The sequence below is a fragment of the Streptomyces sp. NBC_01433 genome (assembly GCF_026340105.1).
Classification (GTDB): Bacteria; Actinomycetota; Actinomycetes; order Streptomycetales; family Streptomycetaceae; genus Streptomyces.
Map to the genome: position 1 here is coordinate 2173791 of NZ_JAPEPM010000001.1, position 16751 is coordinate 2190541.

The 16751-nt window shown below is 71.6% G+C and carries 19 protein-coding genes and 2 pseudogenes; 12 read left to right on the top strand and 9 right to left on the bottom strand.

Translation table 11 applies throughout. The annotated features are described in order from the left end of the window. The first annotated feature begins 36 nt into the window (after positions 1-36). Both OG413_RS09820 and OG413_RS09825 read left to right on the top strand, forming a co-directional pair. The gene (locus OG413_RS09820; protein WP_266804349.1) at positions 37-663 is read left to right on the top strand and encodes a precorrin-8X methylmutase; all 627 of its coding nucleotides are present in this window, start codon (positions 37-39) and stop codon (positions 661-663) included. Further along, positions 663-2282: a precorrin-2 C(20)-methyltransferase gene (locus OG413_RS09825; RefSeq protein ID WP_266804351.1), complete on the top strand. Its 1620-nt coding sequence runs from the start codon at positions 663-665 to the stop codon at positions 2280-2282. Before OG413_RS09820 ends, OG413_RS09825 begins: the two co-directional genes overlap by 1 nt. On the opposite strand, the gene OG413_RS09830 is transcribed toward OG413_RS09825, so the two are convergent. Further along, positions 2279-3058 carry a cobalt-precorrin-6A reductase gene (locus tag OG413_RS09830; RefSeq protein WP_266804353.1) on the bottom strand — a complete coding sequence of 260 codons (780 nt, stop codon included), beginning with the start codon at positions 3056-3058 and terminating at the stop codon, positions 2279-2281. The genes OG413_RS09825 and OG413_RS09830 overlap by 4 nt on opposite strands. A 14-nt stretch (positions 3059-3072) precedes the next feature. On the opposite strand from OG413_RS09830, the gene OG413_RS09835 reads away from it, so the two are divergent. Next, on the top strand, positions 3073-4221 hold the full coding sequence (locus OG413_RS09835; RefSeq protein WP_266804355.1) for a cobalt-precorrin-5B (C(1))-methyltransferase: 1149 nt from the start codon (positions 3073-3075) through the stop codon (positions 4219-4221). Between the two features lie 7 nt (positions 4222-4228). Here OG413_RS09835 and OG413_RS09840 read toward each other — a convergent pair whose 3' ends face one another. Continuing rightward, entirely contained in the window at positions 4229-4438 is a 210-nt protein-coding gene (locus OG413_RS09840) for a hypothetical protein (RefSeq protein WP_266804357.1), read from the bottom strand. A gap of 235 nt (positions 4439-4673) precedes the next feature. Between OG413_RS09840 and OG413_RS09845 the strand changes: the two genes are divergently transcribed. Further along, entirely contained in the window at positions 4674-4814 is a 141-nt protein-coding gene (locus OG413_RS09845; RefSeq protein ID WP_266804359.1) for a hypothetical protein, read from the top strand. A gap of 724 nt (positions 4815-5538) precedes the next feature. Here the strand turns inward: OG413_RS09845 and OG413_RS09850 are convergent. Then, positions 5539-5904, bottom strand: coding sequence for a hypothetical protein (locus tag OG413_RS09850; RefSeq protein ID WP_266804361.1), 366 nt, complete (start codon positions 5902-5904; stop codon positions 5539-5541). A 10-nt stretch (positions 5905-5914) separates the two neighbouring features. Between OG413_RS09850 and OG413_RS09855 the strand changes: the two are divergent. After that, positions 5915-5992, top strand: a pseudogene (locus tag OG413_RS09855) (NUDIX hydrolase); the annotation flags it as partial. 21 nt (positions 5993-6013) lie between these two features. Here the strand turns inward: OG413_RS09855 and OG413_RS09860 are convergent. Beyond that, on the bottom strand, positions 6014-6481 hold the full coding sequence (locus OG413_RS09860) for an NUDIX hydrolase (RefSeq protein ID WP_266810026.1): 468 nt from the start codon (positions 6479-6481) through the stop codon (positions 6014-6016). Between the two features lie 18 nt (positions 6482-6499). On the opposite strand from OG413_RS09860, the gene OG413_RS09865 reads away from it, so the two are divergent. The 4 genes and pseudogenes from OG413_RS09865 to OG413_RS09880 all read left to right on the top strand — a co-directional run. Beyond that, positions 6500-7279, top strand: a complete 780-nt coding sequence (locus OG413_RS09865) for a GntR family transcriptional regulator (protein ID WP_266804363.1) — start codon at positions 6500-6502, stop codon at positions 7277-7279. Positions 7280-7609: 330 nt separating this feature from the next. Continuing rightward, positions 7610-7939, top strand: a complete 330-nt coding sequence (locus OG413_RS09870; protein ID WP_266804364.1) for a hypothetical protein — start codon at positions 7610-7612, stop codon at positions 7937-7939. 88 nt (positions 7940-8027) lie between these two features. Further along, positions 8028-8849, top strand: a complete 822-nt coding sequence (locus OG413_RS09875) for an aminoglycoside phosphotransferase (RefSeq protein WP_266804366.1) — start codon at positions 8028-8030, stop codon at positions 8847-8849. 112 nt (positions 8850-8961) lie between these two features. Next, positions 8962-9057: pseudogene (locus OG413_RS09880) on the top strand (adenosylhomocysteinase); the annotation flags it as partial. A 26-nt stretch (positions 9058-9083) separates the two neighbouring features. Here the strand turns inward: OG413_RS09880 and OG413_RS09885 are convergent. Continuing rightward, positions 9084-10076, bottom strand: a complete 993-nt coding sequence (locus OG413_RS09885; RefSeq protein WP_266804367.1) for a helix-turn-helix domain-containing protein — start codon at positions 10074-10076, stop codon at positions 9084-9086. A gap of 291 nt (positions 10077-10367) precedes the next feature. On the opposite strand from OG413_RS09885, the gene OG413_RS09890 reads away from it, so the two are divergent. Continuing rightward, positions 10368-10748, top strand: a complete 381-nt coding sequence (locus OG413_RS09890) for a hypothetical protein (RefSeq protein WP_266804369.1) — start codon at positions 10368-10370, stop codon at positions 10746-10748. Between the two features lie 239 nt (positions 10749-10987). Here OG413_RS09890 and cobM read toward each other — a convergent pair whose 3' ends face one another. The 3 genes from cobM to OG413_RS09905 all read right to left on the bottom strand — a co-directional run bounded on the left by cobM (position 10988) and on the right by OG413_RS09905 (position 13832). Further along, entirely contained in the window at positions 10988-11737 is a 750-nt protein-coding gene (cobM, locus tag OG413_RS09895) for a precorrin-4 C(11)-methyltransferase (RefSeq protein WP_266804371.1), read from the bottom strand. Beyond that, the gene (gene cbiE / locus OG413_RS09900) at positions 11734-12993 is read right to left on the bottom strand and encodes a precorrin-6y C5,15-methyltransferase (decarboxylating) subunit CbiE (RefSeq protein ID WP_266804373.1); all 1260 of its coding nucleotides are present in this window, start codon (positions 12991-12993) and stop codon (positions 11734-11736) included. The genes cobM and cbiE overlap by 4 nt, the downstream gene beginning before the upstream one ends. A 119-nt stretch (positions 12994-13112) precedes the next feature. Next, positions 13113-13832 carry a TetR/AcrR family transcriptional regulator gene (locus OG413_RS09905; RefSeq protein WP_266804374.1) on the bottom strand — a complete coding sequence of 240 codons (720 nt, stop codon included), beginning with the start codon at positions 13830-13832 and terminating at the stop codon, positions 13113-13115. A 168-nt stretch (positions 13833-14000) separates the two neighbouring features. Here OG413_RS09905 and OG413_RS09910 point away from each other — a divergent pair, with 168 nt between their 5' ends. Together OG413_RS09910 and OG413_RS09915 are read left to right on the top strand one after the other, a co-directional pair. Next, complete coding sequence (locus OG413_RS09910; protein WP_266804376.1) at positions 14001-14405, top strand: YciI family protein; 405 nt, start codon at positions 14001-14003, stop codon at positions 14403-14405. A gap of 25 nt (positions 14406-14430) precedes the next feature. Next, positions 14431-15666 (top strand): RNA polymerase sigma factor, encoded by a 1236-nt coding sequence (locus OG413_RS09915; protein WP_266804378.1) that lies wholly within the window; start codon positions 14431-14433, stop codon positions 15664-15666. A gap of 12 nt (positions 15667-15678) precedes the next feature. Here OG413_RS09915 and OG413_RS09920 read toward each other — a convergent pair whose 3' ends face one another. Further along, entirely contained in the window at positions 15679-16665 is a 987-nt protein-coding gene (locus tag OG413_RS09920; RefSeq protein WP_266804380.1) for an aldo/keto reductase, read from the bottom strand. Between the last annotated feature and the right edge of the window lie 86 nt (positions 16666-16751).

A 16751-nucleotide genomic window follows, 5' to 3' on the forward strand; every position in this document is an offset into this window, starting at 1 on the left:
CCTGTTCCCGTAGATGAAGAAGAAAGCGACAGCACTGTGCATCAGTACGAGAAGGACGGACCGGCGATCTACCGCCAGTCCTTCGCCACCATCCGCGCGGAGGCGGATCTGGCCGGGCTGCCCGCCGATGTGAGCCAGGTCGCCGTCCGGATGATCCACGCCTGCGGCATGGTCGACCTCGTACGCGATCTCGCTTTCTCCCCGGACGCCGTGGCCCACGCCCGTACGGCGCTGCGCTCCGGCGCCCCCATCCTGTGCGACGTGGCCATGGTCGCCAGCGGGGTCACCCGCAAGCGGCTCCCGGCGGGCAACGACGTGGTGTGCACCCTGTCCGACCCGTCGGTGCCGGAGCTCGCCGCGAAGATGGGCACCACGCGCAGCGCGGCGGCCCTGGAGCTGTGGCGCGACCGGATGGAAGGTGCCGTCGTCGCCGTCGGCAACGCGCCCACCGCCCTCTTCCGGCTGCTGGAGATGATCGAGGAGGGTGCCCCGCGCCCCGCCGCCGTCATCGGCGTCCCGGTCGGCTTCATCGGCGCCGCCGAGTCGAAGGAGGCCCTGGCCGCCCACCCGTCGGGCCTGGAGCACCTGATCGTGCGCGGCCGTCGCGGCGGCAGCGCGATAGCCGCGGCCGCGATCAACGCGATCGCCAGCGAGGAAGAGTAATGAGCGACAGCGTGAACGAGGCCGGAGCGGGCAAGGTGGACGAGGCCGGAGCAGCCGAAGTGCGCGAGGCCGACGCGGGCACGGTCGACGAGACCGGGGCAGGCCGGCTCTACGGCGTGGGGCTGGGTCCCGGCGACCCGGCCCTGATGACCGTACGGGCCGTGCAGATCATCGGTGAGGCCGACGTCGTCGCGTACCACAGCGCCCGGCACGGCCGGTCCATCGCGCGGTCCATCGCGGCCGGGCACCTGCGCCCCGACCACATCGAGGAGGCGCTGGTCTACCCCGTCACGACGGAGACCACGGACCACCCGGGCGGCTACCGGGGCGCGCTGGAGGAGTTCTACGCCGAGGCCGCGGCCCGGCTCGCGGTGCACCTGGACGCCGGGCGCACCGTCGCCGTACTCGCCGAGGGCGACCCGCTGTTCTACGGCTCGTACATGCACATGCACAAGCGGCTCGCGGACCGGTACGTCACCGAGGTCATCCCCGGCGTCACCTCGGTCAGCGCCGCGGCGGCCCGGCTCGGCACCCCGCTCGTCGAGGGCGAGGAGATCCTGACGATCCTGCCCGGCACGCTGCCCGAGGAGGAGCTGACGGCCCGTCTGGCGGCCACGGACTCCGCGGTGGTGATGAAGCTGGGCCGTACGTTCCCGGCGGTGCGCCGTGCGTTCGAGGCGTCGGGTCGGCTGCCCGAGGCCCGTTACGTGGAGCGCGCCACGATGTCCGGGGAGCGCACCGGCGACCTGGCGGACGTCGAGGCCGGTTCGGTCCCGTACTTCGCTGTCGCCGTGCTGCCGAGCCGGATCGACGCGCCGCGCCCCGAGCGCGCGCCGGACTCCGGTGAGGTGGTCGTGGTCGGTACCGGCCCGGCCGGACCGCTGTGGCTGACGCCCGAGACGCGCGGGGCACTGGCCGCCGCCGACGACGTGGTCGGGTACACGACGTATCTGGACCGGGTGCCGGTACGGCCCGGCCAGGCACGCCACGGCTCCGACAACAAGGTCGAGTCCGAGCGCGCCGAGTTCGCCCTCGACCTGGCCCGGCGCGGGCGGCGGGTGGCCGTGGTGTCGGGCGGTGACCCCGGGGTCTTCGCGATGGCGACGGCGATGCTGGAGGTGGCCTCGCAGGACGCCTACGCGGACATCGCGGTACGGGTCCTGCCGGGGGTGACCGCGGCCAACGCGGCGGCGGCCCGCGCGGGCGCTCCGCTCGGCCACGACTACGCCACGATCTCGCTGTCCGACCGGCTCAAGCCGTGGGAGGTCATCGCGGAGCGGTTGCGCGCGGCGGCGACGGCGGACCTGGTGCTGGCCCTGTACAACCCCGGTTCGAAGAGCCGGACCTGGCAGGTCGGCAAGGCCCGCGACCTGCTGCTCGAACACCGCTCGCCGGACACCCCCGTGGTGCTCGGCCGGGACGTGGGCGGGCCGACGGAGAGCGTGCGTACGGTGCGGCTCGCCGATCTCGACCCGGCCGACGTCGACATGCGGACCATCCTGATCGTGGGCTCGTCGCAAACGCGGTGGGTGCGGCGGGGCGGCGACGGACAGCAGATCGTGTGGACGCCGCGACGGTATCCGGAGTCCCTGGAGGCCCCGGAGGACCCGCAGGTCTAGGGTCGGCCCACGCCACGCAGCCAGGCCACGGCTTCCTCCGGAGTGGCGGCCACCGGAACCCCCTCGGGGACGGGTGGCCGCCGGACGACGACCACCGGAATTCCGGCCTCGCGGGCGGCGGTCAGCTTCGGGGCGGTCGCGTCGCCGCCGCTGTCCTTGGTGACGAGGACGTCGACGCGGTGGCGGCGGATCAGCTCCCGTTCCCCGTCCAGGGTGAACGGGCCCCGGTCGAGCAGCACCTCCATCCGGGCCGGGCAGGGACCTTCCGGGGCGTCCACCGAACGCATCAGGAACCACAGCGCGTCCAGTCCGGCGAAGGCCGCGAGCCCCATCCGGCCGGTGGTGAGGAACACCCGCTCGCCCAGCGCGGGCAGCAGTTCCGCCGCCTCGTCCAGTGACCCGGCCGGGTGCCACCGGTCGCCGTCGCCGGGCACCCAGCCCGGCCGGCGCAGTGCCAGCAGGGGAACATGGGCCATGGCGGCCGCCGCGGCCGCGTGGAAACTGATCGTCCCGGCGAAAGGATGGGTGGCGTCGATGAGCGCGTCCACCTGGTGCTCCCGCAGCCACGCGGCGAGCCCGTCGGTACCTCCGAAGCCGCCGATGCGGACCTCGCCCGGCGGGAGCCTCGGCCCGGCCACCCGCCCGGCGAGTGAACTGGTCACCCGTACGTCCCCGCCCGTGTCCCTGTTCTCCACCGGGGACTCGGCGTTCTCCACCAGGGACTCGGCGAGGCGGCGGGCCTCCGTCGTACCGCCGAGTACGAGTACATGCGTCACAACGGTCCATCTCCATGAGCAGCGAGGCCCCCATGAGCGGTGAGCCGCAGAGCAGTGAGCCGCAGGGCGGGCGCGGCGCTCAACTCAAGCACACCGGTCTGCGGCCGGGGTGGACCACCGGGGCCTGTGCGACGGCGGCGACGACGGCCGCGTACACGGCACTGCTGACCGGCGAGTTCCCCGACCCGGTGACCATCACCCTGCCCAAGGGGCAGACGCCCGCGTTCGCGCTGGCGGTGGAGGAGCTGTCGGCCGGGCCGGAGCGGGCCATGGCCGGGGTGGTCAAGGACGCGGGCGACGACCCGGACGTGACGCACGGGGCGCTGGTACGGGCCACGGTACGGAAGCTGCCGCCGGGGTCCGGGGTGGTGTTCCGCGCGGGACCCGGCGTGGGCACGGTCACCCTGCCGGGCCTGCCGCTGGCGGTCGGGGAGCCCGCGGTGAACCCGGTGCCCCGGCAGCTGATGCGGGAGCACGTCGCCCGGGTGGCCGCGGCGCACGGCGGTACGGGGGACGTGGAGATCACGGTCTCCGTGGACCACGGCGAGGAGATCGCCCGTTCCACGTGGAACGGGCGGCTCGGCATCCTGGGCGGCCTCTCGATCCTGGGCACGACCGGCATCGTGGTGCCGTACTCCTGCTCGGCCTGGATCGACTCGATCCGGCGCGGGGTCGACGTGGCGCGTGCCGCCGGGCACACCCATGTGGCGGGCTGTACCGGCTCGACCTCGGAGAAGACCGTGGTGGCCGAGTACGGGCTGCCGGAGATCGCCCTGCTCGACATGGGGGACTTCGCGGGTGCGGTACTGAAGTACGTACGCCGTCATCCGGTGGCCCGGCTCACGATCTGCGGAGGGTTCGCCAAGCTGTCGAAGCTCGCGGCCGGACATCTGGACCTGCACTCCGCCCGCTCCCAGGTCGACAAGGGCTTCCTCGCCGAACTGGCCCGGCACGGCGGCGCGGACGAGGCCCTGGCGGCGGAGATCGCCGTCGCCAACACGGGCCTGGCGGCACTCCGCCTGTGCGAGGCGGCGGGCGTCCCGCTCGGCGACCTGGTGGCATCCCGCGCCCGCGACGAGGCCCTGGCGGTCCTGCGGGGCGCGCCGGTCGAGGTCGACGTGATCTGCGTCGACCGGGCGGGGGTGGTGGTGGGCCGGACGTAAGGGCCCGCTACTGGACACCGGGTCCACCGGGTCCACCATGTCCACCGGACGCGGCAGCGGCGAGCCGCGCCCGCCACCCTCCCGGACCCTGCCCGGCGTCCACGGCCGCCGCCGCGTCGCCCGCGAGATCGACGCCGAGGTCGGCGGCCCTCCTGGCGGCCCAGTGCGCCCAGGCGGCGGCCTGCTGGCACTCCGGGCACTCGGCCTCGCCCGCCATGGCCCGGAAGACGTGCTCGGGCCCGGGTCCTTTGACCCGCCGAGAGCGAGACCCCGGCGGGCCGCCCAACCCCCACCGGGGCAACAGGACCGCGCCGCTCCCCCTCGGGCATCTTCTGCACCAGCCGGTGCCGCAGGAACCCCCCGGCGGAACGGACCCCGCCCGGTGGCAGATCGCTGGTCAGTACGCGCCGGAGCTCACCGCCGGAGATCCCGCGCCGCAGCCACTCCACCGCGTGCGCGACGAGCGCACGCGCCTCGGAGACGCCGAGATGCAGATCGCGATGGGAGTGCCGCAAGGAGAGCAACACCTTTTCGGCCTCCGCGACTTCGGGCGCTTCAGCCGCTTCGGGCGCTTCAGCCGCTCCGGGCGGTGAGACCTGGCCATCGCCTTCCGTGTCGGCCGCTTCGGTGGGTGGGTGGGATGTGTTCTTCTCCCGTTCTTCGTCTACCGGTAGTTGGCCACCGACCGTCCGGGGGGTCGGATGACCGACCGTCGGAGAGTGCGTACTCGGAGGCGCAGCACTGTCGACGCCCGCTTCCCGCCACACGGCGAGGGCATCGGCGTCGGAGAGCGGCACGTTGGAGCAGAGCTGATGGGTGACCCACCGCCCCTGCTCCCCGGAGACCCGCTGCTCATGCACGAATCCGTGGGTGACCAGTTGTTCCTTGGCCCGCTGGAACGCCCGTCCCTTGATGCCCAGTTTCTGCGCGTGCTCGGAGAGCGGGAGGTGGGTCTGATCCTCGGGAAGCCCCTGGACGTACAGGAGGAGGATCTTCGCGTCGCTGCACAGACGCGGATGACGCACGACGTCGTGCGAAGCCTTCGTGTAGCGCCGAACCGGCGCGATAGCATGCCAAAGCATCCCGGTGGACCTCTAGACCACTCGTGGGTGAAGGCCTCCGGACCGGTGCTGCTAACACCCCCGGGGGCCGCCCCATGTACACGTACGCACGAACACACGTACACACAGAGCGTGATGACACGATTACGGTACCGCAGCCGGGGGCGTGTTGCGGACAATCCGCTCAACGCCCCGCTTCTGCCGGACATTTACCGATTCCCAACGGCCGCACCGCACCGCACGACGCGCCTTCCAGTCAGCTCAGCGCTTTCTCGATGGCGTCGAAGATGTCGGCGTCGGTCTCCCGCTGCCAGGCGGGCAGGTCGGGCCAGTCCGCCACATAGCCCGGCTTCGGGTCGTCGAAGTGCTTGAACATCTGTGCCGTCCAGCAGGTCGCGACGAACCGGCCTCGCTGTTCGCGGGACAACCGGGAGGTGTGTGCGTCGCTGATCTCGACGAACTGGGCCACCTGTTCGTAGACCGCCCCTGCGGCTTCGCGCTCCCACTGCGGGGTGTCGTCCCACGGAGTGACGTAACCGCCCTTCGGTTCACCGGGGAAGTGCCGGTGAACTCCCGCGATCCAGGTCTCCCGGAACAGTCGTGCACCCTCGGCCTGTGACATGCCATCCCCTATCGACCGGCGCGAGATCATCAGCAGCGGCTCCCTCGTCGGGCTTCTCTACGTGCTCATGGACGCGGCGATCCGCTGACCTGCCGGAGGGTCCCCGGGCTCATGTGTTCCGAATGAGCTTCCGACCATCGTGTGTTCGCACGCGCGGTGCATCGTTCAGCAGAGCATCGGTGACCCTGACCGCGTAGACCTCGGCCATGCGGCTGGTCACCTCGTCCGGGGTCAGCCACTCGACTGCCGTGGACTCATCCGACAGTTGCTCGTTGCCGCCTTCGGCATGGCAGCGAAAGACCAGGGCGATGATGCCTCGGGATGTGTTCTTGTAGACCCCGGTCAACCGGTCCACCTGGACCTTGATACCGGTCTCCTCGTAGACCTCCCGACGAACACCGTCCTCCGGGTCCTCAGCCAGTTCGAGCACGCCCCCGGGCGGCTCCCAGGTCCCGTTGTCGGCTCGCTTGATCGTGAGCACCCGGCCGTCCTCCCGGACGACGACTCCGGCCACGGACACGGAGTGGAGCGGCGTTGACGGCGTCTCCTGAGGGATGTTACTCATGTACATGAGAATAGGAGACTCAGAAGGACTATGGCGAACAGCGATGTGACCTCTTCGGCCAAGGCGAAGTACCTCCAGATCGCCGACGACCTTGCCGCACAGATTCGGTCCGGTGCGCTGGCAGCCGGGGATGCCGTGCCGAGCGAGACGACTCTCATGGAACGCTACGGCGTTGCCTCGGGAACCGTGCGCAAGGCGGTCGCGGAACTACGGGCGGCTCAGCTGATCGAAACGCACCACGGGCGGGGCTCGTTCGTACGGTCCCGGCCGCCCGTGCAGCGCAAGTCCTCCGACCGGTTCCGCCGGGCACACCGGAGGGCAGGGAAAGCGGCCTACCTCGCAGAAGCCGAGCAGTCCGGTGGTAAGCCGTCCGTGACGATCCTCTTCATCGGCCCCGCCAAGGCTCCGGAAGAGATCACCGAGCGGCTGGGCGTACCCGCCGGCTCCCAGGTCCTCGCGCGCAAACGCCGATACTTCCGGGAGGGGGTGCCCACGGAAGAGGCGACTTCGTATCTCCCCTGGGACGTCGCGAAGGACATCCCGGAGATGTTCGCCGAGAATCCCGGTGGCGGAGGGATCTACGCCCGCCTCGAAGATCACGGCCACACCCTCGCAGAGTTCAGCGAGACAGTCCGGGCACGGCTCGCAACCAAGGCCGAGGCGTCCGCACTTGCACTGAGTCCCGGCTCTCCGGTGATCCACCTCGTACGAAACGCGACAACGAAGTCCGGACGGGTCGTGGAGGTGTGCGACACGATCATGGCTGCTGACCAGTTCGTCCTGGACTACCGTTTCCCCGCCGAAGACTGAGAAGGCGTCAGCCAACCAGACCGTCAGACGTTCCCCTGAGGGTCACTTGACTCCTATATAGGAGTGAGGCACTCTTTCAGCTATCACTCATGTACATGAGTGAAGGAGATCGTCTCTTGTATATGAGGTGCTCATGCCGTCGTTCGAGATTGATGCCGTACGGATGACCTTGCGGGTGTCGCGCGACTCCGGCCGAACGTGGGGGCCTCTTACAGAGGTACGCGTGGGCGATGACCCGCTACTCCCCGACAACCCGGGCGGCTTCCCACTCTGCGTGTGTCGCCAATGCCCGGCACGGAACTCTGTCGACCCTCGGGGGCTGGTGTCGTGATGCGGTGCACTCACTGGCGCCGGGTGCCTCTGGACCTGGTGCGAGAGACGCAGGAGAGGTCGGGTGCGGAGTGCGTCGACAGCGCCGTCCAGTGCCAGTTGTCCACCCACGACGGCGACGAGCACTACGGCCTCATCGACGACCTCGCCGAGTACGGCACCGCGTGGTGGCTGAGCTGGCACGGAAGCGCCGAGGTGCGGTTGGTGGTGCTGCCGGACTGCCCCGTGATCAGCCCCGGACCCGACGGGGACGGCTGCTGCCTGTTCGCCGGGCACCCCGAGCAGCACACCTGGGCAGACATCGTGGAGGAGGTCCGGTGGATCAGTTGATCACCGGCACCACAGAACCGCAGGGGCTTCGGAACGTTCTTCCATCCGAAGCCCCCGCACCACCTGCCCCGTAGAAGAGTGAGGTCCCGTGGCGACCACCCGTATCGGCCTCGACCGGCTGCCCGCCATCGCCCGCACCGCCGTCGAGCAGCACACCGGTCCCCTGCTCACGGTCGCGGAGGTCACCGAGGGCTTCAACAGCGAGATCGCCGCCCGCGTCGCCTCCGCCACCGGAACCTGGCACATCAAGGGCCTGCGCACCGACCACCCCCGCGTCTGGACTCAGCGCCGCGAAGCCGAGATCGCGCCTTTCCTCGACGGGGCCGCTCCCGTCCTGCGCTGGCACGTAGAGACCGCCGGATGGGACCTTCTCGGGTTCGAGGCCCTCGACGGCCACCACGCCGACTACTCCCCCGGCTCCCCCGACCTCCCCGAAGTCGCCGCTCTCCTGCGCCACCTCGGTGGCATCCCCTGCCCCGGCATCGAACTGCTCCGCGCCGAACAACGTCTGGAGCACTACGCCAACACCCTCGACGATCTACGCTTCTTCGCCGGGGACCACCTCTTGCACACCGACCTGAACCACACCAACGTGCTCGTCGACAGCCACGCTCCACAAGGCGATCGAGCGCGCCTCGTCGACTGGGCCTGGGCCACCCAGGGGGCTGCCTGGCTCGACGCCGGCTACTGGGTCATCTGGCTCATCGCCTCGGGTCACACTCCCGCCGCTGCCGAGCGGTGGGCCACCGAGGTCCCCGCCTGGCACACCGCGCCGGTCGAAGGCATCACCGCCTTCGCAGCCGCCAACCGCCTTCTGTGGGACAAGATCAGCGCGGGCGACCCCGTCCCGTGGACCCTGCGTCTGGCTACGGCCGCCAGCACCTGGCACGAGCACCGCCTGGACATGTGACCCCGCACCCGTTGATCCGTAACTCTGACCGAGTCGGTCAGCGAAGCTCGTACCGCCGAGCGGGGGCCGGGGACGGAAGCGGGCGCGCGGCCCTGTCCGCCTCGGTCGGCCCGGTCCCGCAGGCAACTTCCCGCACGGTGCCTGCGTTGGACCGTTCATCTTCCTGGTCCAGGCAGAAATCCTCGCCGGGATCAGGATGCTCACCCGCAATACACGGTCAGGAAGCGTCTCGTGTCAGCGCTTTCTCGATGGCGTCGAAGCTGTGGCCTGCCGGTATTCGCCCGGCGGTATGCCGTAGGCGGCGCGGAACGCGTGGCTGAACCCGGTCGCACTGCTCAGGCCCCATCGTGCACCTATGGCGTGCACGGGGACGGTGCGCAGATGCGGTGCGGTGAGGTCCGCGTGGCAGCGCTCCAACCGGCGTCGGCGAATGGTGGTGGACACGGTCTCGTCGCGGCTTCGGAACAGGTGATGCAACAGCCGTACGGAGATGTGGTGGTGTGCCGCGATGCTGCGGGGCGTGAGCTGAGGGTCTGCCAGGTTTTCCTGGATGAAGGTGTCGATGCGGGCCAGCAGTATCTGATGCCGGGTCTCCGGCGCGAGTTCGTCCTGGGCGTCCGTCAGGTGTGCGAGGAATCCCGCGGCCAGGTCCAGCGTCGTCGCACCGAGCCGCGTGCGGTCCCGTTCGTCCGTGGTGGGTCCTTGCTCGGCCAGGGCGCTCAGGTACTCGGCGAGAATCCGTCCCATTCCGGACCGGGCGGGGAGACCGCGGGCGAGCAACTGATCGACTCTGGCCTCGGGAAGCGGGACCAGGGCTCGGGGCAGGTGCAGGATCAGTGCACGCGAGTCACCCACCGTCGGCCCGCTGACCGCCCGGCCACGGTAGGGGCGCGAGGACGTCCAGACGGCGAAGTCCCCCGCCGACAGGTCGGCTTCGTTACGTCCCTGGGAGACCCACATGGCCCCGCCCAGAATCAGGGTCAGTTCGTAGGTCTCCGGATCGCCACCGCGGATGAGTCCCGCGGTGCGCTCCGACCGTAACTCGGGAAAGGCCATGGTGGTCAGTTGCAGGTCGCCTATGCCCAAGGACGTCATGCTCCCGGAGAAGTCGGCTTCGGAGTCACTGGTGATCCGGGTCGGCGCCACTCCTCGGCCGACCGTCTCGCACCACCAGGCAAATCGCTCGTCGCGTGGCAACCCCGCTGTGTCGAACGCCGTGAACGCCATCAGATCCTCTGTCCGGGTGGCACCTGTCCGGATTCCCGCCCTCTGGCCCGGGACAGCTGGAAGCAACGTATGACCTGCGACATGACCGCGCCGGTGGGCCGGTGCGGCCGGTGCGCCGGTGCGGCCTGAGGCGGAGGCAGTCGGCGAACAGCGCGTGCTCGCGATGACAAGGAATCGTGCGCGGGTGGACAACGACCGCGTGAACGCCGGGCCACACAATCATGGAAGCACCCCACGGGAACTGCACGACGACCGTTCGGCCGCGAGGCCCGAAGGAAAGGACAACACGTCATGCGCTCATCCCTCGCCGTCTTGGGCAGCACGCTGCTTCTGGCTGTTTCACTGGCCACCGGTACGGCCTCGGCTTCGGTGCCGACGTCGTCGGCCGTGTCGGCGGCACCGGCGGGCGCCGCCTCCTGCGGAGACGTCCAAACGGTGAGCGCCGAAGAAGGATACGCAAGGATCTTCTACTGCGATGGGAACAATCGCATCGTCGGCAACGTGTACGACACCAAAGCCGATGGTCGCTGCCCCTACGTCAGGGCCTTCATGTCGAATGGCTCCCTGGTTTCCGCCTCGGCCGGCCCCAAGGGTGATGACAGCCCGGTGGACATCGTGGCGCCTCCCGGCGGGGTTTTCTACGGGACGGTCATCGATTCCCACGCCTGTTAGCCAGTAGCCGGTAGCCAGTGGTCGTCGCCGCACAGGCCCGAGGCCGGGCGATCTCGCCAACGCGTGCGCCGTCGCCCGGCTGCGTGATCGCGACCGGGTGACCGCTTGGCCTTCTGTGCCACATGTCCGATTCCCGTGGTGCCGGGGAACACGGGAATCGCCCGAACCCCCGGGGCATCGCCCGCTGCCCCCGGGGGTTCGGCCCTCGGAGCCCTCGGAGCCCTCGGAGCCCTCGGATTTCAGCACACGTGGCGGTCGCGCTCCGGGGAGTACAGGTGGCTGTCGCGGAACTGCTCCGCGCCCAGCGTGCGGCCGACCATGATCACCGCGGTCCGGACGACTCCGGCCGCCTTCACCTGCTCCGCGATCGAGTCCAGCGAGCCCCGCAGGATGATCTCGTCCGGCCGGGACGCCATGGCCACCACCGCGGCCGGGCAGTCCGCGCCGTAGTGCGGGAGCAGTTCCGCCACCACCCGGTCCACGTACGCCACGGCCAGGTGCAGCACGATCAGCGCGCCGCTGCGGCCCAGCGTCGCCAGGTCCTCGCCCTCGGGCATCGCGGTCGCGCGCTGGGCGACCCGTGTGAGGATCACGGTCTGCCCGACGGTCGGCACGGTCAGCTCCCGCTTCAGCGCGGCCGCCGCCGCGGCGAACGCGGGCACCCCGGGCACCACCTCGTACGGCACGTCCGCCGCGTCGAGCCGTCGCATCTGCTCGTTGACCGCGCTGAAGACCGACGGGTCGCCGGAGTGCAGCCGGGCCACGTCGTGACCCTCCGCGTGGGCCCGTACGAGCTCCGCCGTGATCTGCTCGATGTCGAGGTTCGCCGTGTCGACCAGCCGCGCCCCCTCCGGGCACTCGGCCAGCAACTCGACCGGGACCAGGCTGCCCGCGTACAGACAGACCGGGCTGGCGGCGAGCAGCCGCGCGCCGCGCACCGTGATGAGGTCGGCCGCGCCGGGTCCTGCGCCGATGAAGTACACGGTCATGGGGTGTCTCCTGTGTCTGCTGAGGCTGAGGTTTTGCGGCACGACCACTGCGTTACGGGCATCGCCTGGCGCCAGCCGGTGAAGCCGCCGACCGGTACCGCGTGGGCCACCGCGAGCCGCACCAGCTCGCCGCCATGTTCCCGGTACCGCTCGGCGAGCAGCGCCTCGGACTCCAGCGTGACCGTGTTGGCGACCAGCCGGCCCCCGGCTGGCAGCGCGTCCCAGCAGGCGTCGAGGAGGCCCGGCACGGTCAGGCCGCCGCCGATGAACACCGCGTCGGGCGCGGGCAGTCCGGCCAGCGCCTCCGGTGCCCGGCCGGTGACCACGCGCAGGGCGGGAACCCCGAGCCGGTCCGCGTTGCGGGCGATGCGCGCCGCCCGTACCGGGTCGCGTTCCACCGTGATCGCCCGGCACGACGGATGGGCCCGCATCCACTCGACGGCGATCGAGCCGGAGCCGCCGCCGATGTCCCAGAGGAGTTCGCCGGGCGCGGGCGCGAGCGTGCCGAGCGTGGCGGCCCGCACGTGGCGCTTGGTGAGCTGGCCGTCGTGCTCGTACGCCTCGTCGGGCAGACCGGGTACGGCGCCGAGGCGCAGCGTGTCCGGGGCGCTCCGGCACTCGACCGCGATGACGTTCAGCGGGTCGCCCGGCGGGTGCGCCCAGGTCTCCGCCGTGCCGTCGACGTGGGCCTCGCCCTCGGCGCCGAGCTGTTCGAGCACCCGCAGCCGGCTCGGGCCGAAGCCGTGCTCGCGCAGCAGGGCGGCGACGGCGGCGGGCGTGGCCGCGTCGGCGCTCAGGACCAGGAGGCGGCGCCCCTCGTACAGCGCGGCGGCCAGCCGGGCGGCGGGGCGGCCCACGAGCGTGACGACCTCGGTGTCCTCCACCGGCCACCCGAGTCGGGCGCAGGCGTACGACACCGACGACGGGTGCGGCAGGACGTGCAGCGCCCCGGCCCCCAGCTCCTCGGTCAGGGCCCGGCCGATGCCGTAGAACATGGGGTCCCCGCTGGCCAGTACGGCGATGGCGCTGCCCCCGTGCGCGGCGAGGAGGCCGGGGACGGCGGGGCGCAGCGGGGACGGCCAGGGCACGCGCCGTCCGGTGCACGAGGGCGGGAGCAGCCCCAGCTGGCGCTCACCGCCGATCAGGACCTCGGCGTGCTGGAGCGTGTCGCGCGCCGTGCCGGACAGGCCCGCCCACCCGTCGGCGCCGATCCCCACGACGGACACGGGGAGCGCGGGCTTGGGGGCAGGAGACACGGCCGGGACCTCGGTGTTCGGGCGGGGGAGGGGGGCGGGAGACGCAGCCGAAACTCTACTGAACGGCCGCATCCCGGCCCCGGGCAGGTGGCCGGGGCCGGGCAGGGGCACCACACCACTCAGAGCCGCAGCCCCTCCGCGAGCAGCCCCAGGTGCCGGTCGTACAGGGCCGCCAGGTCCGCCGTCCCGCCACCCTCCGCCCAATGCCGTACGACGGCCGTGAACACCGCGACGACCGCCGCGGCGGCGCAGCTCGCCTCCAGATCGCCCGGCGCGCGCCCGGCGCGCTCGGCGATCAGTTCCGCGACCACGTCCTGGCCGCGCTGCTGCTCGTCCAGCCTGCGGGCCCGTATGGCGGGGTCGGTGAGGCCGAGCCGGGTACGGAACAGCAGCTCCTCCCGGTCGGCGGCCGACAGCCCGGCCAGCGAGTCGGTCAGCGCGTGCCGGACGGCGTCCACGACCGGCTCGTCCACGACCTGCTCGCCGCCGCCCGGCTCGCCCCCGGCCACGCGGGACCGGAGCGACCGGGCGAGCGCGAGGACGTGACCGTGGTCGTGGTCGTGCCCCTGGTCGTCGGCCAGGACGATGTCCTCCTTGGCCGGGAAGTAGCGGAGGAGCGTGCTCGGGGAGACCTCGGCCGCCTCGGCGATCTGGTCGACGGTGGTCGCCTCGTAACCCTGCTCGGCGAACAGGCGGTACGCCTCGCTCCGGATGGTCCGCCGGGTCCGCAGCTTCTTGCGCTCGCGCAGCCCCATGGGCGGGCCCTGGACAGAGCCTTCGGCCGGGTCCCGGACCGGAAGCTGCCCCGGAAGCGGGGCCGGGGATTCCTTGACGCTCATACGGTCGATTCTCCGGCACCCGCTGTCCCGGCGGCACCTCCCCGTACGGGGCAGGGCGAGTGATGACGGAAAAGTTCCGCGCGTGGTGTCGAGGAACCGCCCCCGGCTCCGACGTCCCCTGTGAAAGCCGCCCACCGGGGGCGGACACAGGAACCGAGGAGCGAACTCATGAAGTATCTGGTGATGGTCCAGGGCACTCAGGCCGACTACGACGCGATGTCCGGCAAGGGCTCGGAACACGGCGTGACCTGGAGCGAGAAGGACATGCAGACGATGTTCGCCTTCATGGAGGGCGTCAACAACGACCTCGCCGAGTCCGGTGAGCTCGTGGATGCCAACGGTCTCACCGAACCCGCGCAGACCCGGTTCGTGAGCGCGGGCGACGACGGGCGGCCGGTGATCTCGGACGGGCCGTACGGGGAGACCAAGGAACTGCTCGCCGGGTACTGGGTGCTCGACTGCGAGAGCCTGGAGAGGGTCACCGAGATCGCGGCCCGCATCGCGCGCTGCCCGCAGCCCGATGGCGCGCCCGAGTACCCGGTGGTCATCCGCCCCGTCCAGGACGGGAGCTGAGAAAGCCGAAGGCCGGAGGCCACGTGTGAACCATGACGCAGACCGGATCGAGGACCTGTTGCGCCTGCACGCGCCGCAGGTCCTCGGCGCGCTCGTACGCCGGTACGGACACTTCGACGCGGCCGAGGACGCGGTGCAGGAGGCCCTCCTCGCGGCGGCACGGCAGTGGCCGGAACAAGGGCTGCCGGACAACCCGCGCGGCTGGCTCATCAGAATCGCGTCCCGGCGGCTGACCGACCGGCTGCGCGCCGACTCGGCCCGGCGGCGGCGCGAGGAGACGGCGGCGGCGCTCACCCCGAGGGACGCCTTCACCGCGCCGCCGCCCGGGGAGAGCCGGGCCCCCTCCGAGGACGACACCCTCACCCTGCTCTTCCTGTGCTGCCACCCCGCGCTCACCCCCGCCGCACAGATCGCGCTCACCCTGCGCGCCGTCGGCGGCCTGACCACCGCCGAGATCGCCCGCGCCCATCTGGTGCCCGAGGCGACCATGGCCCAGCGGATCAGCCGGGCCAAGCACAAAGTGCGCGGAACGCCGTTCCGGCAGCCGGGACCCGAGGACCGTGACGAGCGGCTGGCCGCCGTGCTCCAGGTGCTCTACCTGATCTTCAACGAGGGCTACACCGCCTCCTCCGGCCCCGACCTGCACCGCGCGGACCTCGCCCGCGAGGCCGTCCGGCTGGCCCGTTCCGTCCGCCGCCTCCTGCCCCGGGAGGGCAGGGTGACCGGCCTGCTGGCACTCCTGCTGCTCACCGAGGCCCGCAGCCCGGCCCGCACCGGCCCGCACGGCGAACTGATCCCGCTCGACGAACAGGACCGCACCCTCTGGGACCGTTCCGCGATCGCGGAGGGAACCGCCCTCGCCGAGGAGGCGCTGTCCCAGGGACCCGCCGGGGACTACCAGTTGCAGGCCGCCGTCGCGGCCCTGCACGACGAGGCGAAGCACTCCGACGACACCGACTGGCCGCAGATCCTCGCCCTGTACGACATCCTCGTGCACCGCACACCCGACCCGATGGCCGCGCTGGGACGGGCCGTCGCCGTGGCCATGGTGCACGGCCCGCAGGCCGGTCTGGCGGAAGTCGCCCTGCTGGAGGGCCCGTTGGGCGGTCATCATCGGCTCGATGCCGTACGCGGCCATCTGCTGGAGCGGGCCGGGGACCCGGAAGCGGCGCGCGCCGCGTACCGCTCGGCGGCCGACCGCACCCTCAGTGAGCCCGAGGCCCACTACCTTCGGAGGCGGGCGGACTCGCTGTCGCCGTGAGTCCCGACGGCATCACCACGTACCGTCCAGGCGGACGCGCTGCTCCGGGCTCAGCTCCAGGTCCACCGCCGCCAGGCTCTCCTCCAGCTGCGCCACCGACGACGCGCCGACCAGCGGGATCATCGGGACGCCGCCCCCGATCAGCCAGGACAGCACCACCTGGTTCGCGGTCGCCCCGGTCTCCTTCGCCACCTCGCGCAGCACCGCGAGGCGGGCCGGGGTGCCCGCATGGTCGTGGGCGGCACCGAGCGGCCGGTCCTCGCGTACGTATCCGCCCTTCAGCAGCGGCGAGTAGGCCACCATCGCCAGGCCGGGCTCGGTGCGCAGATAGCTCAGCATGTCCCCGCCGACCAGGCCCTGATGCCCGTCCTCGGAGAGCTGGCCGGGCAGATCGCCGCGCTCGCGCAGATACGTGTGGTGGTACTGGAGCACCTCGTACCCGGGCAGCCCGGCCGTCGCCGCGATGCGCCGGGCACGCTCCACCTTCCACGTCCAGTGGTTGCTGACACCCAGCAGGCCCACCGTCCCGTCGGCGACCAGCGCGGCGAAGCCCTCGACGGTCTCCTCCAGCGGCACGCGCGGGTCCTCGATGTGGGCGTAGAGGAGGTCGAGCCGATCGGTGCCGAGCCGTTCGCGGCTGAGCTCCGCGGCCCGGCGGATCGCGTCGGCCGACAGCCCCTCGGCGTTGTCGACGTACCCGGTGCCCTCGGCGAGCGGACTCGCGCCGAGCTTGGTCGCGACCACGATCTCGTCCCCGACGCCACGGCTGCGGCGCCAGCGGCCGATGACCCGTTCGCTCTCGCCGCCCCGGCTGCCGGTGAACCAGAACGCGTAGTTGTTGGACGTGTCGACGAAGGTGCCGCCCGCTTCGACGTACCGGTCCAGGATCGCGAACGACGTCGCCTCGTCGGTCGCCGTGCCGAACAGCATGGCTCCGAGGCTCAGGACGCTGACCTCGCGGCGGGTCTTCGGGTCGGTGCCGATCGTGCGGTAGCGCATGGGAGTTCCCCCTCCTACGGCCCGCCGCAGACCATGCGGAGGGCGAGGGAACGGAGTCTGCGTGCTCGCGTGCACTTCAAGTCAAG

Bases quoted from the DNA above. Each gene is read 5' to 3' on its own strand.
- OG413_RS09825 (WP_266804351.1), top strand. From the start codon at position 663: ATGAGCGACAGCGTGAACGAGGCCGGAGCGGGCAAGGTGGACGAGGCC.
- OG413_RS09835 (WP_266804355.1), top strand. From the start codon at position 3,073: ATGAGCAGCGAGGCCCCCATGAGCGGTGAGCCGCAGAGCAGTGAGCCG.
- OG413_RS09840 (WP_266804357.1), bottom strand. From the start codon at position 4,438: ATGGCGGGCGAGGCCGAGTGCCCGGAGTGCCAGCAGGCCGCCGCCTGG.
- OG413_RS09850 (WP_266804361.1), bottom strand. From the start codon at position 5,904: ATGTCACAGGCCGAGGGTGCACGACTGTTCCGGGAGACCTGGATCGCG.
- OG413_RS09865 (WP_266804363.1), top strand. From the start codon at position 6,500: ATGGCGAACAGCGATGTGACCTCTTCGGCCAAGGCGAAGTACCTCCAG.
- OG413_RS09870 (WP_266804364.1), top strand. From the start codon at position 7,610: ATGCGGTGCACTCACTGGCGCCGGGTGCCTCTGGACCTGGTGCGAGAG.
- OG413_RS09885 (WP_266804367.1), bottom strand. From the start codon at position 10,076: ATGGCGTTCACGGCGTTCGACACAGCGGGGTTGCCACGCGACGAGCGA.
- OG413_RS09890 (WP_266804369.1), top strand. From the start codon at position 10,368: ATGCGCTCATCCCTCGCCGTCTTGGGCAGCACGCTGCTTCTGGCTGTT.
- cobM (WP_266804371.1), bottom strand. From the start codon at position 11,737: ATGACCGTGTACTTCATCGGCGCAGGACCCGGCGCGGCCGACCTCATC.
- OG413_RS09905 (WP_266804374.1), bottom strand. From the start codon at position 13,832: ATGAGCGTCAAGGAATCCCCGGCCCCGCTTCCGGGGCAGCTTCCGGTC.
- OG413_RS09910 (WP_266804376.1), top strand. From the start codon at position 14,001: ATGAAGTATCTGGTGATGGTCCAGGGCACTCAGGCCGACTACGACGCG.
- OG413_RS09920 (WP_266804380.1), bottom strand. From the start codon at position 16,665: ATGCGCTACCGCACGATCGGCACCGACCCGAAGACCCGCCGCGAGGTC.